23 protein-coding genes are annotated in these 25,453 nt (G+C 65.0%); 15 read left to right on the forward strand and 8 right to left on the reverse strand.

Annotated elements, in window-relative coordinates:
- Positions 1-226: 226 nt before the first annotated feature.
- Positions 227-877, forward strand: coding sequence for a dioxygenase family protein (locus AC1DN9_RS25870; RefSeq protein WP_478104756.1), 651 nt, complete (start codon positions 227-229; stop codon positions 875-877).
- 59 nt (positions 878-936) lie between these two features.
- The gene (locus AC1DN9_RS25875; RefSeq protein WP_478104757.1) at positions 937-2,178 is read left to right on the forward strand and encodes an MFS transporter; all 1,242 of its coding nucleotides are present in this window, start codon (positions 937-939) and stop codon (positions 2,176-2,178) included.
- A 183-nt stretch (positions 2,179-2,361) separates the two neighbouring features.
- On the opposite strand, the gene AC1DN9_RS25880 is transcribed toward AC1DN9_RS25875, so the two are convergent.
- Positions 2,362-2,763, reverse strand: coding sequence for a hypothetical protein (locus tag AC1DN9_RS25880; protein WP_478104759.1), 402 nt, complete (start codon positions 2,761-2,763; stop codon positions 2,362-2,364).
- A 342-nt stretch (positions 2,764-3,105) separates the two neighbouring features.
- Here AC1DN9_RS25880 and AC1DN9_RS25885 point away from each other — a divergent pair, with 342 nt between their 5' ends.
- Both AC1DN9_RS25885 and AC1DN9_RS25890 read left to right on the forward strand, forming a co-directional pair.
- Positions 3,106-3,552: a c-type cytochrome gene (locus AC1DN9_RS25885; RefSeq protein WP_478104760.1), complete on the forward strand. Its 447-nt coding sequence runs from the start codon at positions 3,106-3,108 to the stop codon at positions 3,550-3,552.
- Positions 3,553-3,963: 411 nt separating this feature from the next.
- Positions 3,964-4,242 (forward strand): hypothetical protein, encoded by a 279-nt coding sequence (locus tag AC1DN9_RS25890; RefSeq protein ID WP_478104761.1) that lies wholly within the window; start codon positions 3,964-3,966, stop codon positions 4,240-4,242.
- Positions 4,243-4,342: 100 nt separating this feature from the next.
- Here the strand turns inward: AC1DN9_RS25890 and AC1DN9_RS25895 are convergent, their stop codons facing one another.
- The 4 genes from AC1DN9_RS25895 to AC1DN9_RS25910 all read right to left on the reverse strand — a co-directional run bounded on the left by AC1DN9_RS25895 (position 4,343) and on the right by AC1DN9_RS25910 (position 8,981).
- Positions 4,343-6,193, reverse strand: coding sequence for a GAF domain-containing sensor histidine kinase (locus tag AC1DN9_RS25895; RefSeq protein ID WP_478104762.1), 1,851 nt, complete (start codon positions 6,191-6,193; stop codon positions 4,343-4,345).
- Between the two features lie 76 nt (positions 6,194-6,269).
- Positions 6,270-7,235: a tripartite tricarboxylate transporter substrate-binding protein gene (locus AC1DN9_RS25900; RefSeq protein WP_478104764.1), complete on the reverse strand. Its 966-nt coding sequence runs from the start codon at positions 7,233-7,235 to the stop codon at positions 6,270-6,272.
- A 94-nt stretch (positions 7,236-7,329) separates the two neighbouring features.
- On the reverse strand, positions 7,330-8,151 hold the full coding sequence (locus AC1DN9_RS25905) for a methyltransferase domain-containing protein (protein WP_478104765.1): 822 nt from the start codon (positions 8,149-8,151) through the stop codon (positions 7,330-7,332).
- 194 nt (positions 8,152-8,345) lie between these two features.
- A complete protein-coding gene (locus AC1DN9_RS25910) occupies positions 8,346-8,981 on the reverse strand; it encodes an FABP family protein (protein WP_478104767.1) in 636 nt (211 codons plus the stop codon).
- Between the two features lie 189 nt (positions 8,982-9,170).
- Between AC1DN9_RS25910 and AC1DN9_RS25915 the strand changes: the two genes are divergently transcribed.
- From AC1DN9_RS25915 to AC1DN9_RS25965, 11 genes are all read left to right on the forward strand, one after another.
- Positions 9,171-10,979, forward strand: coding sequence for an outer membrane protein assembly factor BamB family protein (locus AC1DN9_RS25915; protein WP_478104768.1), 1,809 nt, complete (start codon positions 9,171-9,173; stop codon positions 10,977-10,979).
- 15 nt (positions 10,980-10,994) lie between these two features.
- Positions 10,995-12,404 carry a cytochrome ubiquinol oxidase subunit I gene (locus AC1DN9_RS25920; protein WP_478104769.1) on the forward strand — a complete coding sequence of 470 codons (1,410 nt, stop codon included), beginning with the start codon at positions 10,995-10,997 and terminating at the stop codon, positions 12,402-12,404.
- A complete protein-coding gene (gene cydB, locus AC1DN9_RS25925) occupies positions 12,401-13,408 on the forward strand; it encodes a cytochrome d ubiquinol oxidase subunit II (RefSeq protein ID WP_478104770.1) in 1,008 nt (335 codons plus the stop codon). The genes AC1DN9_RS25920 and cydB overlap by 4 nt, the downstream gene beginning before the upstream one ends.
- A 36-nt stretch (positions 13,409-13,444) precedes the next feature.
- Positions 13,445-13,843, forward strand: a complete 399-nt coding sequence (locus AC1DN9_RS25930; RefSeq protein WP_478104772.1) for a hypothetical protein — start codon at positions 13,445-13,447, stop codon at positions 13,841-13,843.
- 162 nt (positions 13,844-14,005) lie between these two features.
- Positions 14,006-15,487 carry an arylsulfatase gene (locus AC1DN9_RS25935; RefSeq protein ID WP_478104773.1) on the forward strand — a complete coding sequence of 494 codons (1,482 nt, stop codon included), beginning with the start codon at positions 14,006-14,008 and terminating at the stop codon, positions 15,485-15,487.
- Between the two features lie 68 nt (positions 15,488-15,555).
- A complete protein-coding gene (locus AC1DN9_RS25940; protein WP_478104774.1) occupies positions 15,556-16,833 on the forward strand; it encodes a class I SAM-dependent methyltransferase in 1,278 nt (425 codons plus the stop codon).
- 35 nt (positions 16,834-16,868) lie between these two features.
- Positions 16,869-17,726: an HTD2 family dehydratase gene (locus AC1DN9_RS25945; protein ID WP_478104776.1), complete on the forward strand. Its 858-nt coding sequence runs from the start codon at positions 16,869-16,871 to the stop codon at positions 17,724-17,726.
- A gap of 42 nt (positions 17,727-17,768) precedes the next feature.
- Complete coding sequence (locus tag AC1DN9_RS25950; RefSeq protein ID WP_478104777.1) at positions 17,769-18,929, forward strand: acyl-CoA dehydrogenase family protein; 1,161 nt, start codon at positions 17,769-17,771, stop codon at positions 18,927-18,929.
- A gap of 77 nt (positions 18,930-19,006) precedes the next feature.
- Positions 19,007-20,197 carry a CaiB/BaiF CoA transferase family protein gene (locus tag AC1DN9_RS25955; RefSeq protein ID WP_478104841.1) on the forward strand — a complete coding sequence of 397 codons (1,191 nt, stop codon included), beginning with the start codon at positions 19,007-19,009 and terminating at the stop codon, positions 20,195-20,197.
- A 46-nt stretch (positions 20,198-20,243) separates the two neighbouring features.
- Positions 20,244-21,599, forward strand: coding sequence for an MmgE/PrpD family protein (locus AC1DN9_RS25960; protein ID WP_478104778.1), 1,356 nt, complete (start codon positions 20,244-20,246; stop codon positions 21,597-21,599).
- Between the two features lie 12 nt (positions 21,600-21,611).
- Complete coding sequence (locus tag AC1DN9_RS25965) at positions 21,612-22,457, forward strand: HpcH/HpaI aldolase/citrate lyase family protein (RefSeq protein ID WP_478104780.1); 846 nt, start codon at positions 21,612-21,614, stop codon at positions 22,455-22,457.
- Positions 22,458-22,467: 10 nt separating this feature from the next.
- Here the strand turns inward: AC1DN9_RS25965 and AC1DN9_RS25970 are convergent, their stop codons facing one another.
- From AC1DN9_RS25970 to AC1DN9_RS25980, 3 genes are read right to left on the reverse strand one after another with little or no spacing between them, the layout of a single operon-like run.
- Complete coding sequence (locus AC1DN9_RS25970) at positions 22,468-23,181, reverse strand: arylmalonate decarboxylase (RefSeq protein ID WP_478104781.1); 714 nt, start codon at positions 23,179-23,181, stop codon at positions 22,468-22,470.
- Positions 23,182-24,195 carry a Bug family tripartite tricarboxylate transporter substrate binding protein gene (locus AC1DN9_RS25975; protein ID WP_478104783.1) on the reverse strand — a complete coding sequence of 338 codons (1,014 nt, stop codon included), beginning with the start codon at positions 24,193-24,195 and terminating at the stop codon, positions 23,182-23,184.
- 29 nt (positions 24,196-24,224) lie between these two features.
- Entirely contained in the window at positions 24,225-25,379 is a 1,155-nt protein-coding gene (locus AC1DN9_RS25980; RefSeq protein WP_478104784.1) for a mandelate racemase/muconate lactonizing enzyme family protein, read from the reverse strand.
- Between the last annotated feature and the right edge of the window lie 74 nt (positions 25,380-25,453).

Below are 25,453 nucleotides of genomic sequence, written 5' to 3' on the forward strand. Positions count from 1 at the left end.
TCCCTGCATCCCTGCAGTGCTCGCCTCAGGCGGGGTCCGCGTGAAACTCGCTTCGCTCAGACACACGCGGCCCTGATCCGCCTGAGGCTGCGCGCTTCGGCGGCGCAGAAGGGTCGCACAGCCCGCACCGCATACCGGGCTCCGTGGTTGTGCGACGGTTGCGTATGTATTCGCCGTGGTCGCGCGCTACGCGCCTAAACTTGCGAGCGGAACCCGAAAGGTCATGATGGCTACACCAGAACCAGCATTCGTTCGCTCCAGCATTGAACTTTCTCGGCGCACCGTTGCTGCTGCACTGGTCGCGTCGCCCGCGCTATGGCTGGGACCACGCGCGCAGCCGGCGGCGGCGCGCACCGCGACGCCTTCTCAGACGGAAGGGCCTTTCTATCCGGTCCGCTTGCCGAAGGACACTGACTACGATCTCCTGCGCAACGGCACGCTGAACTACCGTGACGGTGAACCCACCTGGGTGGACGGCATCGTGACGGACCTCGACGGAAAGCCACTGCGTGGCGCGCAGGTCGAGATCTGGCAATGCGATGAGAACGGGCACTACCACCACCCGGGCGACGGCGACCGCGCCGACGCCGCGTTCCAGGGTTTCGGTCGCGTCGCCGTCGGTGCGGACGGCAGCTACCGCTTCCACACGATCCGGCCCGTGGCGTACAGCGGCCGCACGCCGCACATTCACTTCAAGGTAAGGCTCGGCACGCGCGAACTGCTGACCACGCAGCTTTACGTGGCGGGCGAGCAGGGCAACGCGCGCGACTTCCTGTGGCGCAATCTCTCTCCGGCTGCGCGAGACGCTGTCACCGTGCCGTTCGAGCGGGGCACGGATGGATTTCAAGCGCATTTCCCGATCGCGGTGAAGGCCTGAGTTCGGCGACACAATCGAGCCCCGCTTGTCAATTCCGGCGGGCCGAGAATTCCTCCTGCATGTCTTCCCCTCCACCACCCGCTTCTTTCGCCTCATCCACGTTTTCTCTCCGCAAGATAGCCGTCCCGGCCTTTGGACCTTCCTTGCTGTTCGGTTTGGGCGAAGGCGCGATCCTTCCCATCATTCCGCTCACGGCGCGCGACCTGGGGGCCTCGGTGTCAATGGCTGCGCTGGTGGTCGGGCTGATCAGCATCGGCTCGCTGATCAACAACATCCCGGCATCGCTCATCACCATGCGCTGGGGCGAGCGCTGGGCCATCGTTGTCGCTGGTATCTGGAGCGGCCTGGGCATGGCTTTGTGCCTATGGACTTCGCACCTGAGCCTGTTCGCGACGGGCTGCCTCATGGTGGGCATGTCGCAGGCCGTCTACAACCTGGCGCGCCAGAGCTACATGTCAGAAGCCGTTCCGGTCGTGTATCGCGCGCGGGCGCTCTCGACGCTCGGCGGCGTGATGCGCATCGGCATGTTCGTCGGCCCCTTTCTTGCCGCAGCGGCAGTGCACGTCTTCGGCCTCTCGGCGGCCTACGTCATCGGGATCGTCGGGGTCCTGGGCGCGGCGGGAATCGGCGCGCGCATTCCCGACCTGGAAGTGCCGCCAGCGCCTGCCGGACAGAGCACCCCGGCGTCCGTGACCCTCATCTCCACGCTGAAGGATTACCGCCGCGTGTTTCTCACCGTGGGCGTAGGGGTGGTACTGGTCAGTGCGGTACGGGCATCGCGGCAGGCCGTCATACCGCTGTGGGCTGAGCACCTGGCGCTGGCGCCTGCGGTGGCTTCCTTGATCTACGGCCTGGCCGGCGGCATCGACATGCTGGTGTTCTATCCGGCAGGCAAGGTGATGGATCACAAGGGCCGGCGCTGGGTCGCGGTGCCGTCGATGCTGATCATGGGCATGGCGATGCTGCTGATGCCGCTGAGTACCGGATTCGTCACACTGCTGATCGCCGCGCTGGCGATCGGCTTCGGCAACGGCATCGGCTCGGGGATGATCATGACGCTCGGCGCCGATCACTCGCCACGGCACGGGCGTGCGCATTTCCTGGGCGTGTGGCGCCTGATGTCGGATATCGGTTCTTCGAGCGGTCCGGCGCTGCTGTCGTTCCTGGCCGCCAGCCTGTCCCTGGCCCTGGGCATCGCTGCGACCGGGTTGATCGCATTGGTGGCGGCTGGGGCGTTGGCCTATTGGATTCCGTCCCGTCGCGCGGGTGCGGGCGGCGCGGCGCACCAAGAGGCTGGGTGAGGACCGCTCGCGGCTGGTGGTCCTCGGTGCCGAGCAAGCTCGAGAGCTTGGAGGTCATCGTGGACAACGAGCAGGGCCCCGGCGCTGAAACTGTCCCGCGACGCCATGTATGCATCGCTCAAGGACAAGCTGCCGCCCGACGTTTGGGACTACCCCGCGCCGTAGATTGACCGCGGCGTCCGATCAGCCCGACCCGGCTCCCGGCGAGAGGGTGCGCTTCGCCTGCTCCGCAGTCACGACGCTCACGGGCACGCCGAACCGCTCGATGCGATGGGCGAGGTCGAGGCGCAACCACCGGGAGATCCGCTCTGGCAGCGTCGAGACGATGACCTCGTCGTACTTCTCGCGCTCGAGCGTCTGGTGTACGGCCTCGTACGGGTCGGTGGCCCCGACGATCCCCTGCACATGCGAGCCCGCGGCCACGTCGAGCAGCGGAATCGCGAGCTCGAGCGTGATGGCCGCTTCTTCGGTGTCCGGGTCCCAATACGGCCGAGGGACCAGGAGCGTGAACTTGCACGGCCCGCGTGCGGCTCGCTCGGCGACGGCGGCGAGCAGCTTGGGCGAGGCCGCGGTCCGGTGAGCCACGATGAGGATGCGCCGGTCACTCATGATGTGGGCGACGCCAGAGCGAACCCCAATGGCAGTCCGACGGACAAGTTACGTTGAGTGCTCACGGTTCTTCGGCTCCAGGCCGCTCACTCACCTCCGGGCGGTCGGCATCATGCTAATCCTGTCTTTCGCTTGGTGCAATCGAGGGCGTACCCAACTGGCTTCATGGGTATTGAACCGATCGTGCGTTTCCGGGAATGAACGTTCCGCTTTACCGCGGAATCAACCGTGCCGCGGGCTGTCTCCAGACTCGAACCGCAGCAATTCGAAACTGGTGGGCGCCGTACTCCGCGGTGCGCGAACAAGAAGGACTAACGAATGAAAACCCTTGTCCCCTTCATCCTGGTTGCCACTTGCGGCGGCTTTTCCATGTCGGCCGGCGCGCAGTTCGCCAAGACCGAAGATGCCATCAAGTACCGTCAGAGCGCGATGTTCATCCAGGGCCAGCACGTCGGCCGCCTGGGTGCCATGGCCGCCGGCAGGGTGCCCTACGACGCGACGGCCGCGGTGGCCAACGCAGAAGTCGTGGTCGAAATATCGAAGCTTCCCTGGGCCGGATTCGGGCCCGGCACGGAAGGCGGCAAGGCCAAGCCTGAGATCTGGCAGGAGCAGGCGAAATTCAAGGAGCTGAGCGAGACGTTAATGTCCGACACGGAGAAGCTCCTGGTCGCCGCGAAAGCCGGCAACCTCGACGCACTGAAAGCCGCCATGGGCCCGTTGGGCGAGACCTGCAAGACCTGCCACGACACCTTCAGGAAGAAGTAGCTCGCCCCCAGGTTGCCGGGAGTAGCCATTGGCGATCGAACCTTCGCGTCTTCACGGAATCCGAAGACTCGCAAGGCATGGCGCAGGTGAGGCTCACCAGACTGGCAATGACGATGACCCTGTGGTCCGAGCATGAAAAGGGGCGCCGATATACTCGCGCCCGTCACGTCAAAAAAGGCGTGATCGGGTTTAGCAGCCCATTGCCATCCTGCGACGCAAGCCGCAGTTCTGTTCCGCAGATCGTGCGGCTTCGTTGTCTGTGCCCCATGTTTTGGCGGCTCGGATGGGAGGCCCGCAAGGGCCTGCCGGTTTCCGCAAGGATGGCCCGGTCTGCTAACCCGTTCGAGTCGCCGCCCCCGTTTAGCAGTGGGTGCGGCGGTTGTAGCAAACCGCCATCCTTGGAGGCCATTCATGGCACACCCTACCTGCGCGCTCGCGCGCCACCCGAACGTCTCCTCCTTCGCCGCTTCGCGCATGCAGGCTACGGCAGCCTTCGACGCATTGCATGAGGCGTATCACGCCGCCTCATGCGTCCGTTGCCTGCTCATGCACTTGGAGAACGTACGCGATAGTCAGCGCTATTTCACCCGCACCGAATTGACAGCGCTGCATGCGGTCGTCGATTCAGAAGTCGAACGTCGATTGCAGATCGCCCGCACAGCAGCAAGCTCCGTGGTGCAGGCTCCTTAGCCTTGAAGCGATCCGACGCTGGGCACGCTGGACAGGCCGGCCAGGGAAACTGGCGGCCCCGCGTTGGACGCCGTACTCGCCCGGATTCGGCCATGATTTTTCAGTCGCCCTGCGCGGCGGTCGGGATGGTGAATCGGAAGAGGGCGCCGCCGGTCGGATTGTGCGAGGCCCACAGCATGCCGCCATGCGCCTCGATCAGCTTGCGGCAGATGGCCAGGCCAACCCCCAGGCCGCTCGCCTTGGTCGAGTAGAAGGACTCGAAGACCCGCTCCAGATCGCCTTCGGCAATGCCGCTGCCGGTGTCCGCGACCTCCACCTGGATTTCCTCGCGCTGGTTGAGCGCAATGGAGACGCTGACCACGCGCTCGCCACCACCTTGCTCGATGGCCTCCATCGCGTTGCGCAGCAGGTTCAGCACCACCTGCTGCAAATGGATCTCGTCGACTTTGACCGGTGGCAGTCCGCTCTGCGCCGACAAACGGACATCGATCTCGCGCAGGTCGCAGTCCATCTTCACCATGCCGATGCATTCGGCGATGGCGCGTTCGATGTCGATCAGTTTCGGATCCAGCGCGTGCCGCTGCACCATGCTTCGCATGCGCGTGACCACGTCGCCGGCGCGTGTGGCCTGTCCGATGACTTTGTCCAGCAACTCCGACACGCGCGTCAGGTCAGGCGCCGATTCGCCGGCACGCCGGCGCGCCGCCAGCGCGTAGTTCTCGATGGCGCCCAGCGGTTGGGTGATCTCGTGGGCGAGTGCGACCGACATCTCGCCCGCCGTATGAACCCGGACCAGATGCGCCAGCCGTTCGCGCCAATGCGCCGCCTCGACCTCCGCGGCGAGCTTGCGGCGTTCAGCCGTATCTCGCGCGTGAAGGCTGCCGAACACCTCGGCCAGCAGGCTGACACCGGGCATCAACGCGTCCGGCCATTCGTGTTCGAGCTGTGTGCTCGCGATCGACAAGGCACCCGCGACCTTGCCCGAGACGGAGATCGGCACTGCAAACAACGATCGAACGCCGGCTGCCTGCAACGCGATGCGGTCGACCTCGGCTTCGCGCGGAAGATCGCCGACCCGAGGCAGGCGAACGACGTTGCCTGCCGCCAGGCGCTGCATGGTCCAGGGGAGATCGGGTGTGTCGCCCACGGCGAACGGCGGCGCAAAGCCGTCGGCATGCCAGCGCTGAACGGAGTGAAACGTGGCGTCGCCGGATGTGCGTTCCCAGAGCCCGACCCGTTGGGCCTCCATGAACTGGCCGATCTGGCGCAGGCCGATTCCGATCGCAGCTTCGGTCTGGCCCGGCTCGGCCAGCACCAGGGAGGCCAGGATGCCACTGGCCAGCCGCTCGAACCCGATCGCATGGTCGAGCTGCTCCTGCGTATGCTTGCGCGCCAGGGCGCTGCCGAGGACGTTCGCCAGCAGCCGCATGCGGCTCAGAAGGTCGTCCGGCCAGTTGCGTTCCGCGCGGACGCAACCGAAGCTCAGGGCGCCATGCAGTTCGCCGGCCACGATGATCGGCATCGTCACATGCGATTTGAGGCCGATGCTGCGCAGCGTCTCCTTGTCGACGGTGGCTTCGGGCGGCAGGTCGTCAAGGCGCTCGAAAACCACCGGCCGATTGGCCATCACCATCCTGAGGGACCAGGGGGCGAATTCGCGCGCCGCAACGTTCATCAGCGGCGGCCCGATACCTTCCGCCGCGAACGTATGGGTGACCTCCATCCGCCCGCTCAAGGGGAAGACCCGACTGAGCGTGGATCGATCGATGCCAAGTGTCGAGACGATGCGCGCCAGACAGTCACGGATGGCACCGTCGATTTCCTGGGAGGGCAGCGCGATGAATGTCGCCGACAGATCCGACAGCAGGCGCTCGAAGCGCAGCAGGTCGTGCGCCGAGACCGACGTCGGCCCTTGCACCTGGGCCACCAGCGAGTCGGGAGCGAGTCGCATGGCAGTCGGTGTCGTGCGGGCATTGGAGGGGCGCACAGCCATCGATGACGTCCGGTTGATCGTGTTTCGGGCGACCCTAGTCAGCGTGAAAGCCCGACGCCTTCACGATGGGCGCCCAGCGCGCAATATCGGCTGCCAGGGTCGCTGCGAGTTCATCCGACGTGGTGCCAGTGGGTTCGAGTCCCCACTCGGCGAATTTGGCCGTCGATTGCGGCGAATGCACGATCGTCGCGAACACCGTTGACCATCGGTCGATGTCCTTCTTCGGGGTTCCGGATGGAGCGAAGACGCCGACCCAGCCGGCGGCCTGGATCGATGGATAGCCTTGCTCGGCAAACGTCGGCACATCCGGCAGTTGCGCCAAGCGCTGCGCGCCCGACACCGCAATGATCCGAAGCTTGTGCGCGTGATGCATCTCGATGAAGTCGGAGGTCGATGAAATGCCGGCAGGAATATGCCCCCCCACGAGATCGACCGTCATTGGCCCGGCGCCCTTGTAAGCCACAGGCTTCAACTCGATGCCCGTCTCCCGCGCGATCATGACGCCGAGAAACTGAGCCAGGCTTCCCGCGGCGCCCATTCCGTAGAACGATTGCGTCGGATGGTCCTTCGCCCAGGCCACGAACCCTGCGAGCGAGGTGGCGGGATGATCGTTCGGCACCGCGAGCGCCAAGGTGTATGTCGCAATCTGCGAGACCGGAGCGAAGTCGTGCACCGCGTCGTAGTGGACATCCTTGAAGATCAGCGGCGCCAGGACGGGCACCACGAAGGGAAACAGCGCAATGGTCTTGCCGTCGGGCGCCGCATTCTTGACCAACATGGCGCCAATGCGGCCGCTCGCGCCGGGCTTTTCATCGATATAGATGTGGGAGCCGTCATCCGCGTTCGCACGTTCGGCCATGTAGAGCGCGAGCGCCGCGGCAGAGCCGCCTTCGAAGGGCACCACGAACCTGACCGGCCCGCCGTCTTCTGCACGTGAAGGGGCGGCAAGGCAGATGCCCAGTACAAGAGTGAGGATCTTCAGGGCCTCGGCCAGACGCATAGCCGCTCCTTCGGAAGTGCGCTCGCGCGATGGACGAACCTGATATGCCATTGCGAGCTACTTCGGATCGTCCGCCAGGGCCGGAGTATGGCACCTATGGCCGCTCCGGCATGCGACCCCAGGCCTGAATGAAGACGCTCGACAGCACCAGTGTTTCAGGGTCTTCGAGGTGACGCTTCAGAAGGGCCGCCAACTCGTTCAGTTCGGTTTCTCCGATCAGTTGCTGATCGAGGAGCCTGGCCCGCGCGTTCTCTACGAAATCAAGCAGCAGCATTCGACGCCCATGGCCCACAGGGTACGCGTGGACCCACGGTTGCACGCGAATATCCACCAACCCGGCTTCACGCATCAAACGCGGCACCTTGGAGCCGATCGTCCGGTCAATCCCGTCCATTCCAGCCGACGTGTTGAGCAGATCAAGCAAACGGGTTTGGGCGTGGTGGGGTGGATCGCATCGCTGCGTGGTTGCCTCGGCCTCATGTAGGGCCACCACGCCACCGGGTCGGACAAGACGGACCATCTCATGCACCAGGCCCTCGGGTTGCGGAATGTTGACCAGAACCAGCCGCGCGGTCGCGAGATCGAACGACTGCTCAGGCAAACCTGTCTTGCGCCCATCGGCATGCAGGACTTCGACGTTCGTCAGATGGCAGTCCGCGACGAAGCCTCGTGCACGCTGCACTTGCTCGGCGCTGCGTTCCACGCCGACGACTCGGCCCGTCGCGCCGACGCGCTCCGCGAGAAGGCCCACGCAACCCTGGGGGCCACAGCCAATCTCGATCACGCGCCAGCCCGCAGCTACACCGATGTGATCGAACAGCCAGTTCGAATCGGCGGCAAGCTCTTCCGCTTGTCGCCCCAGGCGATCTTGCTCCGCCTGGCGATAGCCTAGAAAGTAGGGATCAGCTTCAGTCACTGTCCACCTCCGGGACTGTATTAGGCGCTGGATCGCACGGAGCCGAGTCAAGGCAGTATCGGCCAGGCATTGCCGGCCTTCAAGGTCCTATCAATTCAACAAGGCCAATCCCGACAACGATGGCGCGCTCGATCTGGCCGAGCATCTTCGCGCCCTGACTCTGAAGGCGAAGTAGTCGCTCGCCCGCAGATCCCTCAGCCCTGCATAGCCAAGGGATTGAGAGTCGGCTCACCGATCTTCGAGAGCGTGTTGCGGTCCGTGTGATGAAAGGGCTCGGCCAGCCCCTGGATCTGCATGACCGTGTCCTGGTTGTACGCCCAGGTGCCATCGGCATTGAACGCCACCTGGATGCGCCACTCCAGCGTGGTGAATGCATGCTCGATGAACGGGTTGGACACGATGCCGTTGACGAGGCTCCCGCGCGCAGCGACGAGTTCGAAGCGGTCCGCATCTGCATCCACATGGCCGCTCGCCATCGCGATCTGGCCGCGCGGGATCGCCAGCGTGAGCATGACGGTGCTGGTGGCAGGTTCCCACAGCCAGTAGCCGACCTGATCGTGATACATCTTGGTCAGGCCCGGCTTGTGGATGAAGGTGTGATAGCGCAGGCCATACAGCACTTGCGGGCCATTGGTCTGTGGATCGATCGGCTGCAGTTCGTAGTGCTCCACATAGACCTGCGTCTTCGGCCCCTGCGCCTTGGGCTTGACGTCCACGCCTTTCTCGCCCTGCCAAACGCCCGCCATCCTGCGCAGTGGGCCGAGGTTGGCGAGGGTTCGCCCATCGAGGTTGGAAGGCTCGGTGTAGATGTCGTCCGGAAACATGGGCATGGGATTGATGTGAAGGTTGGCAACTGGAATGCGTCGAAGTCTACGAGCAGATCCACAACAAGTGCTTCAAGGCGCGTAGGTAGCCCCGGTCGCTTTCCACGTACGTGGAGGTAGGTGGCCGCTGGGATGGCGTACTCGGACGCCGTGGCCACAATCGTCGGTGCGTTCCTACACGATCGGGGTAGAAGCATGAAAAGGATCTTCGCCATCATCGGCGTGCTCGTTGTGGTTGGCGGGGCCATCGCCGGAGCGCTCTATGTCGCGTTCCCGGTGCCGATGACGACCTACGGCGGCATGGGACTCAACTTTCTCAAGTCGCTGTCTACGCCGGCGGGCACGCTGGCTGTGGAATCGAATCCCGCCTACAAGGCGCCCGCAGCCGCAGCGCCTTCATCGCCTGTCGCCGACGCGCCCTGGCCGAACGCGAGCGCCGGAGACTGGCCGAGCTACAACCGGACACCGACCTCGCAGCGCTTCTCGCCGCTCGCCGAGATCAACACGAAGAATGTCGGGAACCTGAAGATCCTGTGCACTTACGACCTCGGCATCTTCACCGCTTTCGAATCGGGTCTGATCATGGTGAACAACGCCTTGATCGGCACGGCCGAGTTCGAAATCTTCTCCATCAATCCGACCACGTGCGCCGAGAACTGGCGCACCCGCCTGGACTATCCCGGCGGGCTCCTGCCGGCCAATCGCGGCGCCGCCTACATGGACGGCCTGCTGTTCCGCGGGACGCAGGACTGCCGGGTGCTGGCCTTCGACTTCAAGACCGGCAAGCAGGTGTGGGAGACGACCATCTGCGATCCGAAGCGCGGCGAGTCGGTGCCTTCGGCGCCGATCGCTTGGGATGGCCTCGTCTACATCGGCAATGCCGGCGGCGACTACAAGGGTGGCAAGGGTAACGTCTACGCACTCGACGGCAAGACCGGCAAGGTCGTCTGGCAGTTCTTCCTCGTTCCCAAAGCCGAGGGCGACGTCGTCCGTGGACCGGAAGGCAAGTCACCGCTCGACGGGAAGACCTGGAACAACGCGCCAGGCATACCGATCAGCGGCGGCGGCACCTGGACCTCGTACACCCTCGATATCAAGAATGGCTTGCTGTACGTCCCGGGAGGCAATCCGGCCCCTGACTTCGCCTCAGGGGCACGCGAAGGCGAAAACCTCTTCACGGACTCGGTCGTGGTCCTCGATGCCAAGACGGGCGACTACAAGAACAACTTCAAGGTCGTGAAGAAGGACTGGCATGACTGGGATGTGTCCAGTCCACCCATCCTGCATCAGACCATGGGCGGCAAGCAGCTCATGTCGGTCGCTCCGAAGGATGGGCACCTCTATGGCTACGAGCTCCCCAGCAACAACTTGATCTACCGCGTGCCGGTCACCCAAATCGAGAATGCCGAGGGCACGTTCGCCGTCGGCCAGGACGTTCACTTCTGTCCGGGTCCGGTGGGAGGCACCGAATGGAACACGCCAGGTTTCGATCCGACCACGAATCTCGTCATCACCGGCACCGTCGACTGGTGCGATACGGTGACGATCAAGACCGATGAGAGGATGCGAAAAGTGGCCGTCGGCCAGCCCTGGACCGGAATGGCAACGCTCAATCCCATCAACATGTTCGGCAAGGAAGACAAAACCGACGGACATTGGGCCGGATGGATCTATGCCAGCGACGCAGACACCGGTGTCTGGAAGTGGCGGGTCAAGTCCAACTATCCCATCGTCGCCGGGATCACGCCGACGGCCGGGGGCATCGTGTTCTTTGCCGACCTCGGCGGCAATTTCTATGCGCTTGACGCCTCCACCGGGGAGAAGCTCTGGGGAGGCCCGCTCGGAAGCGGCGGCGCGATCGGAGGCGGCGTGATCACGTACACGGCGGATGGCGCGCAGAAGGTTGCTGTCGCCGACGGATTCACCATGGTCGCATGGCCAACGAAGCCGAGGCACGCGAAGGTCGTCATCCTGGGCCTGGACAGCGCCGCAGCGAAGAAATGAAACGGGAGTTCGAACATGGACCTCGACCCCGTGACACTGTCGCGAATCCAGTTCGGGTTCGTGATCAGCTTCCACATCATCTTTCCCGCCTTCACGATCGGGCTCGCGGCTTGGCTGGCCACCATCGAAGGCGCCAGGCTGGCGACGGGCAACGCGCTCTATCGCAGGGTGTTCGACTTCTGGCTGCCAATCTTTGCCGTGTCTTTCGGCATGGGGGTGGTCACGGGCATCGTGATGGCGTTCCAGTTCGGAACCAACTGGGGTGTGCTCGCCGTCAAGACCGGTTCGATTCAAGGACCGTTGCTCGGCTATGAGGGCTTCACGGCCTTCATGCTCGAGGCGACTTTCTTCGGCGTGATGCTGCTCGGGCGCGACCGGGTATCGCCGCGCTTCTATTTCTTCTCGTGCTGCATGGTGTCGCTGGGCACGATGTTCTCGTCGTTCTGGATCCTGGCCAACAACAGCTGGATGCAGGTGCCGCTGGGCCACACGATCGTGGACGGCAAGATCATTCCGGCCGACTGGATGCAGATCGTGCTGGGGCCCATACAGATGGTGCGCTGGCCGCACATGCTGCTCGCCGCCTTGCTGACGACTTCGATGTGCGTGTCGGCGACCGGTGCCTGGTATCTCCTGCGCCGCGTGCACTTCGATGAAGGCCGGATGATGCTCCACTGGGGCCTCGGGCTGGCCGCCGTGCTGATCCCGGTCCAACTCTTCTTCGGCCACCTGACGGGCCTGTACGTGCTGGCCCACCAGCCCGCCAAGTTCGCTGCGATCGAGGCACGCTGGAAGAACGAGCAGCCCGCCAGCGAAGTCCTGGTCGCCATCCCCGACGAGGCGAACCAGCGCAACCTCTTCGCCATCACGGTGCCCAAGCTCGGCAGCCTCATCGCATCGGGCAACCTCACCGCCCCCGAGCGCGGCCTCGAGTCTTTTCCTCGCGAAGACTGGCCGCCGGTGCTGATTCCCTTCTGGACCTTCCGGCTGATGGTCGGCATGGGCCTCATCATGCTGGCCGTCTCGTGGCTCGGCAATTTCCTGCGATGGCGGGGCAAGCTGGAGTCGTCGCGCTGGTTCCTGTGGATCACCTTCGCGGCCTTCCCGACCGGCTTCGTCGCCATCCTCACCGGCTGGTACACGGCGGAGATCGGACGCCAGCCCTGGGTGGTCTACGGCCTGCTGCGCACCAAGGACGCCGTCACCCCCTCGCTGACCACGGGTGACGTGCTGACCTCGCTAATCGTCTACGTGGTGGTGTACTGGCTCTTCATTTCCTTCGGCATCTACTACATCTACAAGCTCCTGCGCCAGGGACCGCGTGCCAAGACGCAAGCCACGGGCAACGTCACCGGCAGCCGGCCGCTGGCCATCGCCGCGCGCACGGACGCTGCGCCCAACGGCGGATCCGGAGGCACGCGGTGAGCCCGGCCGTGCCCAGCGACCTGGCGCTCTTCTGGGCGGCGGTCATCGCCATCTCGATCCTGGTCTACGTGATCCTGGACGGCTTCGACCTTGGCGTGGGGATTCTTTTCGGCACCACCAGCGAGCAGGACCACCGCCTGCACATGATGGACACCATCGCGCCGTTCTGGGACGGCAACGAGACCTGGCTGGTGATCATCGGCGCGGGCCTGTTCGCGACCTTCCCGGTGGTGTATGCCGTGTTCCTGGGGGCGTTCTATCTGCCGGTGCTGTTGTTGCTCGTCGGCTTGATCTTTCGCGGCGTCGCCTTCGAATTCCGCTTCCGCAGCGTGAAGACACGCTGGCTGTGGGACACGGGATTCTTCCTGGGATCGACAGTGGTCGCCTTCGTGCAGGGGGCCGCCGTGGGGGCGTTGATGCGGGGCCTTCCAGTGGCGAATGGCCAGTTCGCGGGCACGTCCCTCGAATGGCTGCATCCGTTCTCGGTCCTGACCGGCATTGGCCTCGTCTTTGGCTATGCGCTGCTGGGTGCGGGCTGGATCGTGCTCAAGAGCGAAGGCGATCTGCGGGACTGGGCCTATCGCCGCATTCCCTGGCTCGCGGTGGCCGTCTTCGTGGTGCTCGGACTGGCATTCGCCGTGTCGTTGAGCTTCGATGCAGGTGCGATCGCGCAGAGTCACCTGAAGGATCGGCCATGGGGATGGGTCTTCGTCGCGGTGGCCGTCGCCTCGTTGATCGGCGTCATCATGGGGGCTCGTGCGCGCCGCGATGGTGTCGCGTACACGCTGACGGTGGTGTTCATCGCGGCGGCCTACCTGACGCTCGGCGTGATGTTCTGGCCCTACATGGTCCCGTACGCGGTCACCGTGGCCAGTGCGGCTGCGCCGGAGGAATCGCTCCGCTTCCTGTTCTACGGTGCCGCGGTGGTGCTGCCGGTGATTGCGATCTACACCTTCGGGGTGTACTGGGTGTTCCGCGGCAAGGTCCGCAGCGGCTACCGGTGAGGAAGAACACGTCGCCATGGATAGCGCAGGCCACACATGATCGATTCCCTGATGGATGTCTTCGTCCGCACATGGTCGGACGTCACGAGCGGCCGGCATGCGCCGCTTTCGTTCCGGTTCATCCTGCAGCCGGCGGTGGCCGCCTTCTTCGCTTTCAGGGCCGGCAGGCAGGACGCGCGAGACGGGAGGCCCGTCTACCTATGGGCGCTCGTTCACGATCGCACGCAACGCAAGGCGTTGCTGCTCGAAGGCTGGCGAGACGTCGGGAAAGTGTTCATCTTCGCCATCGTCATGGATGCCATCTATCAGTTCATCTCGGTGCGTTGGGTCTATCCCGGCGAGGCCGTGATGGTCGCGGCGGTCCTCGCGGTCGTGCCTTACCTGCTGTTCCGCAGCCTGGTGAATATCGTGCTGCGTCGCCGGCCGCACACCTGAGTCAGGCGACGAAATGAAACGGGACTTTGTTCTTGCCCTTTGGGGCATCGAAGTTCCCATCGATCAATCGGGGCGAGCCTGGCGTGGCTTGCCGGATTGGGGGGCGCGAGGCCAAGCACCTTGCCGAGCATCTTTAACTTCATTCAATGCGAAGGAAAAATCATGGCAGCGAAGAAACCCAACATCTTGATTCTTTGGGGTGACGACATCGGCATTTCGAACATCAGCCACAACAGCCGAGGCATGATGGGCTATCGGACCCCCAACATCGATCGCATCGCAGAGGAAGGGGTGACGTTCACCGACTACTACTCGCAGCAAAGCTGTACGGCCGGCCGCGCCTGCTTCATTTGCGGCCAGAACCCGATCCGTACCGGCCTGACCAAGGTCGGCATGCCGGGCGCCACGGTCGGTCTGCAGAAGGAAGACCCGACCATCGCCGAATTGCTGAAGCCGCTCGGCTACGCCACGGGTCAGTTCGGCAAGAACCATCTCGGCGACCGCGACGAGTTCCTGCCGACCATGCACGGCTTTGACGAGTTCTTCGGCAATCTTTATCACCTGAACGCCGAGGAAGAACCCGAGCTCCCCGACTATCCGAAGGACCCCGAGTTCAAGAAGCGGTTCGGTCCACGCGGCGTGCTTCACTGCATATCTGACGGCAAGGGCGGGCAGACGATCGAGGACACCGGCGCGTTGACCAAGAAGCGCATGGAAACCATTGACGAGGAGATCACTGACGGCGCGATCGCCTGGATGGAAAAGCAGGCGAAGGCGGATCAGCCGTTCTTCCTCTGGTACAACTCGACAGCGATGCACTTCCGCACGCACGTCGCCGAGAAGAACCTGGGCAAGAGCGGACAGGACCCCTACAGCGATCGCATGGTTGTCCACGATGAGCAGATCGGACAGATGCTCGACAAGCTCGACGAACTGGGCATTGCCGACAACACCATCGTCATGTACTCCACCGACAACGGCCCGGAGAACGACACCTGGCCTGATGGCGCCACCACCCCGTTTCGTGGCCAGAAGGACTCCAACTGGGAGGGCGGTTGGCGTGTGCCGTGCTTCATGCGCTGGCCGGGCAAGATCAAGGCCGGCTCGGTGCTGAACGGCATCGTCTCGCACATCGACATGTTCCCGACCTTGCTCGCGGCCGCCGGCAATGCTGACGTGAAACAGCAACTGCTCGACGGCTGTACGGTTGACGGCAAGAAATTCAACGTCCATCTCGACGGCTACAACCAGATCCCCTACCTGACCGGCGCTGTGAAGGAGAGCCCGAGAAACGCTATCGTGTACTTCAGCGATGACGGCGAAGTGATCGCGGTGCGGGTTGGCGACTACAAGTTCCACCTGGCCGTGCAACGCGCGAATACGATGCGACAGTGGGCCGAGCCGTTCGTGAAGCTTCGGCTGCCGTACATCATGAATCTGCGCCGCGACCCGTACGAGCGGGCCGAGTTCAACTCGAACACCTACCTGGACTGGATGGTCGATCACGTGCCCCAGCTGTATCTGATGCAGGCGGTGATTGCGGGGCAGATCGCGGACTTTGCCAAGTTCCCGCCGCGCCAGAAGCCCGCTTCGTTCAACCTGGACGCCGTGTTGGCGCAGGTGTCAAATCACGGCAATTCCTGAGATCGATGGGTCGTGGCAGGGCTGGCCGGGGAAGGCCCGGGGCCCTTGCATCAACCTGCACACCGGCCATGTTGAAAGACCGCGAAGCGATAGGCACCGATGGGGGTCGGGTGGCGCTGGAAGTGAGCGCCTTTTACGAACGCCATCCCTATCCGCCGCCGGTCGACGATCTCGATCACTACCGGCAGTTGTGGAACGACGATCGGCGGCGCGCCGAGTCCTTCATGTTCTGGCCGGACGAACCGTATCGGGACGACCGGACCATCCTGGTCGCCGGATGCGGGACCTCCCAGGCGGCCAAGCACGCAATGCGCTGGCCTCGCGCGAAGGTGGTCGGCATCGATTTCAGCGCGACGAGCATCGAAATGACCGAAGGGCTCAGGCGCAAGTACGGACTGGACAATCTCGAACTCCACCGTCTCCCGGTGGAGCGCGCAGCCGAGCTGGGGCGCACGTTCGAACATGTCGTCTGCACGGGTGTGCTGCATCATTTGCCGGACCCCGACGCGGGGTTGCGAGCCCTTCACGATGTGCTCGACCTGGAAGGCGCCATGCACCTGATGGTCTATGCACCTTACGGCCGCGCCGGTGTGTACCTGTTGCAGGACTACTGCCGCCGGCTGGGTATCGGAACGACGACGGATGAGATCAATGCGCTGGCGGCAAGCATCCGGGCGTTGCCGCCAGACCACCCGCTGATGCCGCTGCTGCGCAGTGCGCCGGATTTCAAGGACAAGGCCGGGCTGGCGGATGCGCTGCTTCATCCTCAGGACCGGGCCTACTCGGTCCCGCAACTCTTCGACTTCCTTCGAACGGGCGGCTTGAGCTTTGGCCGCTGGTTGGGGCAAGGGGCCTATCTGCCTCAGTGCGGCGGGCTGGCGTCGTCCCCGCACCAACCGCTGCTGGCGGCGCTTCCTCGGGAGGAACAGTATGCCGCGGTCGAACTCTTCCGCGGGTCGATGATCCGCCACAGCGTGGTGGCGTATCGCGACGACCGGGCGCAGCACAAGCCCATCGACTTCGAGGGCGATGCATGGCTTGACTACGTGCCCCATCGCTTGCCCGACACGCTGATGGTCCAGGAGCGGCTACAGCCAGGCGCAGCGGCAGTGCTGATCAACCGGCACCACACCTTCACCGACCTGTACCTTCCGATCACCGCGCAGCAGAAGAAGCTCGTCGACGCCATCGATGGCAAGCGCTCCATCGGCGAGATCGCGTCGGAGCACGCACTTCGCCCCGTCGCGCGCGTCCTTTTCGAGGGGTTATGGTGGTACGACCAGGTGGTGTTCGATCGATCACGGTCCGGTTCGCCTTTGCCGAAGGGAGGGTTCGGCAATCACTGAGCAGCGACGCCGCCAGAGGGATAGATTCACACACCATGACCGAATCTCTCGACCTGGACCACCTGCGCAGCTGGATCGGCCGCACCGAGACGCGAGACGAACTGCTCTCGCCCTGGACTGCGAGCGCGATGGCCGCGACCGTGCGCAACGACGGGAATGACTGGCAACCCGGACAGGCACTGCCGCCGCTGTGGCACTGGTGCTATTTCCTGCCGATCGCGCCGCAGAACGGGCTCGGGCCCGACGGCCACCCCGCGCGCGGCGGCTTCCTGCCGCCAGTGCCGCTGCCGCGCCGCATGTGGGCCGGCAGCCAGCTCGAGTTCCTCGCACCCTTGAAGCTCGCCACGCCCACCACGAAGACGTCGCGCGTGGTCGATGTGAATCTCAAGCAGGGCAAGGGCGGTGCGCTCGTATTCGTCAAGGTGCAGCATGAAGTGCACGCCGGCGGCACGCTGCTGCTGCGCGAATTCCACGACATCGTCTATCGCGAGGCGCCGAAGCCCGGCGAATCCGCACCGCCGCAGGCGCCACCGGCCGATGCGGCATGGGCGGTGGAGCATCGGCCGGATGCACCGTTGCTGTTCCGCTATTCGGCGCTGACATTCAACAGTCACCGCATCCACTACGACTATCCCTACGTGACGCAGATCGAAGGCTATGACGATCTCATCGTGCACGGCCCGCTGATCGCCACGCTCCTGCTCGAAGCCGCGCAGCAACACAATCCGGGCCGTGCGGTTGCCGCGTACAGCTTCAAGGCCGTGCGCCCGCTGACCTGCGGCAAGCTGTTGCGCGTGGCCGGCCATTCTCCGCAGCCGGATGGCACCGTTTCGCTGTGGGCCGAAGATGGGCAGGGCGCGCTGCTGATGCAGGCCACGGCCCGCCTAGCCTGACGTGCCGACACACGACTTTCTTCCACCTCATTGCCCCTCACCATGAACGACTCCAATCACCGCTACCAGGACATCCGCGATGCCGTGCGCGACCTGTGCGCGCAGTTTCCCAATGAATATTTCCGCAAGATCGATGAGGCACGCGCCTATCCGGCCGATTTCGTCGACGCACTGACCAAGGCCGGCTGGATGGCCGCGCTGATTCCACACGAATACGGTGGCTCGGGTCTCGGGCTCACCGAGGCGTCGGTGATCATGGAAGAAATCAACCGTTCGGGCGGCAACTCCGGCGCCTGCCACGGCCAGATGTACAACATGGGCACGCTGCTGCGCCACGGCTCCGAAGCGCAGAAGCAGAAGTACCTGCCGAAGATCGCGACCGGCGAACTGCGCCTGCAGTCCATGGGCGTGACCGAACCCTCCACCGGCACCGACACCACCAGGATCAAGACGACGGCGGTGAAGAAGGGCGACCGCTACATCATCAACGGCCAGAAGGTCTGGATCTCGCGCATCCAGCATTCCGACCTGATGATCCTGCTCGCACGCACGACGCCGCTGGCCGACGTGAAGAAGAAGTCCGAGGGCATGTCGATCTTCATCGTCGACCTGCGCGAGGCGATCGGCAACGGGCTCACGGTGCGGCCGATCCTGAACATGGTCAACCACGAGACCAACGAACTGTTCTTCGAGAATCTGGAGATTCCGGCCGAGAACCTCATCGGCGAGGAAGGGCAGGGCTTCAAGTACATCCTCGACGGCCTCAATGCCGAGCGCACGCTGATCGCGGCCGAGTGCATCGGCGACGGCTACTGGTTCATCGACAAGGTCACGGCCTACACCAAGGAGCGCGTGGTCTTTGGTCGCCCGATCGGGCAGAACCAGGGCGTGCAGTTCCCGATCGCGGAGGCTTTCATCGAGGTCGAGGCGGCGGACCTGATGCGCTATGAAGCCTGCCGTCGCTTCGACGCGCACGAGCCCTGCGGTGCGCAGGCCAACATGGCGAAGTACCTCGCGGCCAAGGCTTCGTGGGAAGCAGCCAACGCCTGCCTGCAATTCCACGGCGGCTTCGGCTTCGCCTGCGAATACGACGTGGAGCGCAAGTTCCGCGAGACACGGCTCTACCAGGTCGCGCCGATCTCGACCAACCTGATCCTGAGCTATGTCGCCGAGCACATGCTGGGCTTGCCGAGGAGTTTTTGATGCCCCCCTTACTCACTTCGTTCGCCGCCCCCCAAGGGGGTGGTCAGTGCCCTTCGGGCGGCCGGGCGGGCACTGAGATGCGCCCGCTCGAAGGCATCACCGTCCTCACGCTCGAGCACGCCATTGCGGCGCCGTTCTGCACGCGCCAGCTGGCGGACCTCGGTGCGCGCGTCATCAAGGTCGAGCGCCCGGGCAGCGGCGACTTCGCGCGCGCGTATGACCAGCGTGTCCGCGGGCTCGCATCGCATTTCGTGTGGACCAACCGGTCGAAGGAAAGCCTGACGCTCGACGTGAAGCATCCGAAGGGGCAGGAGGTTCTCAAGCGCCTGGTTGCAGACGCCGACGTGCTCGTGCAGAACCTCGCGCCGGGCGCAGCCGCGCGGCTGGGGTTGTCTTTCGAGGCGCTGTCGCCGGCGAATCCTGGCCTGATCGTGTGCGACATCTCGGGCTACGGCGATGACCCGTGCCAGCCAGGCCGGTACCGCGACAAGAAAGCCTACGACCTGCTCATCCAGAGCGAATCGGGCTTCCTCTCCGTGACAGGCACGCCGGACGAGATGGCCAAGGCCGGCTGTTCGATCGCGGACATTTCCGCCGGCATGTACGCCTACAGCAACATCCTCGCGGCACTCCTGCAGCGCGGCAAGACCGGCAAGGGCTGCCGCATCGACGTCTCCATGCTCGAAAGCATGGTCGAGTGGATGAATTTCCCGTTGTACTACGCGTTCGAAGGCGCCGAGCCGCCGCCGCGCGCGGGTGCAGCGCACGCGACGATCTATCCCTACGGCCCGTTCCCGGCCGGCGATGGCAAGCAAGTGATGCTGGGCATCCAGAACGAGCGCGAATGGCAGGCGTTCTGCGCGAAGGTGCTGGAGCAGCCCGGCCTCGCGACCGATGCGCGCTTTGCGTCCAACACACTGCGCACGGCTTCCCGCGTGGCCTTGCGCGAGATCATCGTGCAGTCGTTCTCGGCTTTCAGTGCCGCGCAGATCATCGAGCGGCTCGACGCCGCGCAGATCGCCAATGCGCAGGTCAACACCATGCAGGACGTCTGGAACCATCCTCAACTGAGGGCGCGAGAACGCTGGACCGAAGTGGGAACGGGCGCTGGTCCGGTTTCCGCGCTGTGGCCGCCCGGCGTTCCGCGCGAATGGGATCCGCGGATGGACGCGGTGCCCACGTTGGGCCAGCACACCGATGCGATCCTGGCCGAAGCCGGCTACGACGCAGCAACCATCGCCGCACTACGCGCCGAAGGCGCGGTCTGAGATCGACCCCGGCGCCCTTGTTTCACCTCTCTATTCAACCTTCGCCATGAACCAGCATCCCAGCCAGACTCTGGCCACCTTTGCCGCCGAGCTCGCCTTCGCGCAAATTCCCGCGCCGGTGATCCGGCGCGCCGAGGACCTGATGCTCGACTGGCTGGGCTCGGTGCTCGCCGCCCGTTCGGCGCGACCTGTGCACAGCATCCAGCGCTTCGCCGAGATGATGGGGCCCGCCGAGGGGCCGAGTGAAGTGTTGAACTCGCGCCGCACGACATCGCCGGTCTTCGCCGCGCTCGTGAATGCAGCAGCCTCGCACTACGTCGAGCAGGACGACGTGCACAACGGTTCGGTGTTCCATCCCGCGGCAGTGGTGTTCGCGCCGGCACTGGCAACGGCACAAGCCATTGGCGCGAGCGGTTCGCTGCTGTTGACGGCCGTGGTCGCGGGCTACGAAGTCGGCATCCGCGTGGGTGAGTTCCTGGGACGCTCGCACTACCGCACCTTTCACACCACGTCCACGGCGGGCACGCTTGCCGCTGCCGCAGCGGTCGGACGCCTGCTCGAACTCACACCCTTGCAGATGCTGCATGCCTTCGGCTCGGCAGGCACGCAGTCGGCGGGCGTGTGGGAGTTCCTGCGCGATGCGGCCGATTCCAAGCAATTGCACTGCGCACATGCGGCGGCGAGTGGCCTGATGTCGGCCTATCTGGCGCAGGATGGCTTCACTGGTGCGGCCCATGTGCTTGAAGGCCCGCAAGGCCTCGGCGTGGGCATGTCGACCGACGCTGACCCGTCGCGGCTCACGGACGGACTTGGCACGCGCTGGACGCTGGCGGAGACTTCGTTCAAATATCACGCCTCGTGCCGCCACACGCATCCTGCGGCCGATGCATTGCTGCAAGTCATGAAGCAGAACGACCTGAAGGCCGGCGACATCGCCCGCGTCGTGACGCATGTTCACCAGGGCGCCATCGACGTGCTCGGCCGCGTCGTCGTGCCGGTCACGGTGCACCAGGCCAAGTTCTCGATGGGCACGGTGCTGGGGCTCATCGCGGTGCATGGCCGCGCGGGTCTCACCGAATTCGATCGCGACTTCCTCGCGCCCGAAGTCGCCTCGTTCCGCGACAAGGTCATGATGGAACTCGACCGCGAGGTCGACACGGCCTACCCGGGGCGGTGGATCGGCAAGGTGAGCGTGACCACGACCGACGGCCGCACCTTCCCTGGTCGCGTCGACGAACCCAAGGGCGACCCGGGCAACACGCTGAGCCGTGCCGAGATCGAGGACAAGATGCAGCGCCTCACGCAATACGGCGAAGGCGCGACGGCGCAGGAGGCGAAGGCGCTGTGCGTGCGCATCTGGCGTCTTGCCGACGAGGCGCGCGTCACGCGTCTGCTCGACTGAGGATCGAAACCCATGCCGAACGCTTCGCTTTCCGAACGCGCTGTTGCGCGCAGCCTGCTGTTCGTACCCGGCCACCAGCCCGCGCGTTTCGACAAGGCCTCCCAGAGCGGCGCCGATGTGATCGTGCTCGACCTCGAAGACGCCGTACCGCCGGACCGCAAGGACGAAGCGCGCACTCAGGTGGCGCAGTGGCTTGCTGGACGCGCAGGCTCCGGCAGCACCGGCGTTCTTGTTGCCGTCCGCATCAACGCCGCGGATACGCCTTGGCATGCCGCCGATCTGGCCTTGTTTGTCGAAGCGCGCATCGATGCGCTGATGCTGCCCAAGGCGGAGGACGCTGCCGTGCTTCACGCCATCGCCGAAGTGCACCCCGCCGTGGCGTTGCTGCCCCTGGTCGAGACTGCGCGCGGCATCGCCAGGATGGACGAGATCGCTTCGGCGCCCGGGGTGCAGCGGCTGGTGTTCGGCACCGTCGACTTCCAGGCCGATCTCGATATTGAAGGCGATGGGCAGGAGTTGCTCTACTTCCGTTCGCGCATGGTGCTGGCTTCGAGGCTCGTGGGGCTGCAGCCGCCGGTGGACGGCGTGAGCACGACGATTGACGATCCGGCGCGCATCGAGGCCGATGCGCTGCACGCGCGACACCTGGGCTTCGGCGGCAAGCTCTGCATCCATCCGAAACAGGTCGCCGTCGTCAACCAGGGTTTCTCTCCAACGCCCGCGCAGATCGATTGGGCACGGCGGGTGATCGATGCCGATGCAGCCAGCGGCGGCGCACCGGTCGCGGTCGACGGCAAGATGGTCGACCGGCCCGTGGTGCTCAAGGCGCGGTCGGTGCTGCGCGCGGCCGGGCACTGAGCCGACGCGTTCAGGCGAAGAGGCGGCCGTGGCCCGGCGAGCGCGGGTCCAGTCCGGCGCAGCGCACCAGATCCCAGAAGCCCGCGGGCGAACTCGAAACGACCGGCACCTGGAGTGACGCCTCGACTTCCCTCACTGCGTCGAGCGTGACCAAGCCTCCGCAGGAGATCAGGATGCCGTCCGCGCCGGGGCTGGCTTCGAAGACGCGCACGCAAAGATCGACCAGCACCTGCGTCGGCACCTTGCCGACCGCCTGCACGTCCGAAATCGAGAGGCCCTCCAGCGCGAGCGTCTCGAAGTCGCTGTCCTGCAAGTAGCGGCGCAGCTGTGTGTTGACCTCGTCGATGTAGGCCGTGGCCACGGCAACCCGGCGTACGCCGAGCGTCCGCAAGCCGCCGACGATGGCATTGCTCATCGTGCTGCACGGCAAGCCAGTGGCGCGCGCCATTTCGGCCTGCAGTTCACGATTGAAACCCGCGCCCCGAAAGAAGCTGAGCGAAGTGCCCATCAGCGAGACGGCACTGACGCCTTCGCCCGCCAGTTCGAGGGCCTTGCCGACGACCGAATCGATCACTTCGGTGTAGCCACGCGTGGAGATTTCGCCCAGGCCGAGTCCGCGCGCGCTGAAGCGAATGCGGTCTCCGTACAGCAGCGGCCCGTCGACAGGCACAGCACCCGCGGCGGGTGGAACGATCAGGCCCAGCTGCGGCTGCGGCTGCGGCATTCAGCTTCCCTCCATCGTGATGTGCTGGTCGGCGATGGTCCGCTTCCATCGTGCGGTTTCGTCCTTCATGTCCTTTCGCAACTGTTCCGGCGTGCTGTAGGCCCGCAGGGTGCCTTGCGCAGCCGCCGTTGTCGCGGCCTCGGGCGTGTCGAGCACCGTCTTCACCGCGGCCGACAGCTTGTCGACGATCTCGTCGGGCGTGCCGGCCGGTGCGAGCAAGAAAATGCGCGGCGCGACGTCGAAGCCCGGCAGTGCGGAGGCCAGCGGCGCAACGTTGTCGGCGCCTTCGAGGTGTGTGGTGTTCATCAGCGCGACTGCACGCAGCTTGCCGGCCTTCGCCTGCGACATCGCGGCGGTGGCGCTCACGACACCGATCGGCACTTGTCCGCCGATCACGTCGGGCACGATCTGCGCGGCGCCGCGATACGGCACGTGGACCACGAAGGCGCCCGTGCTCTGCTTGAGCATCTCGAAGCCAAGGTGCTGCACGGTGCCGACGCCCGAGGTGGCATACGAGTATTGGCCCGGATGAGCCTTCAGCAGCGTGACCAGTTCCGTGGGTGTGCGGGCCGGGAAGTCGTTGCCCGTGACGATCATCAGCGGCGAGATGAACGCGCCGGCCACGGGCTTGAAGCTCGTGAGCGGATCGATGCCGATCTTGGGCTGGAGCAGCTTGGCGATGAGCAGGGCGCTGTCGCCCATCATCAAGGTGTAACCGTCCGGCGGGGACTTGGCGACGAGATCCGCGGCGATCAGCCCGGTCGCGCCGGTGCGGTTCTCGACCAGCACCTGTTGTCCCAGCACCGCCGGCAGGCGCGCGCTGAGCAGCCGCGCGACCGCATCGACGCCACCGCCCGCGGAGTAACCCACGATGAGCCGGATCGGCTTGTCCGGGTACTTCTGCGCCCATGCGGCGGGGGCGGCGAGCGTTCCCGCCATGCCGAGCGCCGCTGCCATCGCCGCCCAACGCAATGCATGCCGGCGTGCCGATCGAATGACTGGTCTCTGTTCCATCGTGTCTCCGTTGTCTTTTCTTGTTGCCGCTAGGCTTTGCCCTTGCCGTGGGATGTCGGCAGCTTGGCGAATTCGCGCACGCGGTCAGCGTTCGGCGAAAAACCGAGTCCTGGTGTCTCGGGCAGCGTCAACCAGCCCTGGTCGGGCACCGGCAGGCCGTCGAAGATCTGCTTGAGCATCTGCACCGCCACATAGTGGTACTCCACCATCCCGCCGTTCGAGACGCCCGCGTGCAGGTGCATATTGTGGAAGGGCCACGCACCGCCGTTGTCGATCGGCACGTTGAAGGCCTGCGCCATGCCTGCGATCTTCAGGCACTGCGAGTAGCCGCCGGAGATCGTCACATTCGGTTGCAGCACGTCGGCGGCCTGGCCGACCAGCAGGTCGCGGAAGCGGAAGGCGAGCCCTTCGTTCTGGCCGCACGCGAGCGGGATGGTGGTACGGGTGCGCAGGTCGGCCATCTGGCGCACGTCGTTCTGAGTCAACGGCTCCTCGAAGAAGCTGATGCCGTAGGGCTCGATGCGGCGCGCGAGATCGGCTGCATGGAACAGGTCGAGGCCGCAGTTGGCGTCGACGTAGAGCTTCACGTCGGGACCGACGGCCTCGCGCACCGCGGCAACGCGGCGCACGTCCTCGTCGATCACCTCGTCGATCGGGCGCGGCTCGTCGCGGCGTGCGAGCGCGTGGCCGCCGACCGTCATCTTCAGACGCTGGAAGCCCTGTGAAACCCACAGCTTCGCGGCGGCGGCGAGTTGGTCGCGCTCGAAGAAGGCGAAGCCGAAGGTCGCATAGACCGGCACGCGAGAGCGCGCGCCGCCGAGCAGGCGCCACAGAGGCTGCCCGAGCGCCTTGGCCTTGAGGTCCCACAGCGCGATGTCGAGCGCGGCGATGGTGTGACTCGCATACCCGGTCTGGCCGCGCGGCGAGAGCAGCCAATAGAGCTTGCTCCAGAGCCGCTCCGTGGCCATCGGGTCCTCGCCGATCAGTGCAGGGCCCGCCACTTCGCGCACGGCGGCGGCGATGATTTCCTCCTCGGTGATGGCGGTCATGCCGTGCCCGACGAGTCCGGTGTCGGACTCGATCTCGGTCAGGCAGAGCGAGAGCGACGTTTGTTTGTCGAGACCCAGCACGTCGATGGTGACCGGGATGTTCAGCGGCGTGGCGCTGACGCGGATGATCTTCAAGAAATGTCCCCTTGCGCGATTGGCTCGCACCATTTTTGATGCCCGGGCCGCGGAGAACAATTCGTTTCTGGCGG

The sequence above is a fragment of the Variovorax sp. 05L425 genome (genome assembly GCF_056397705.1).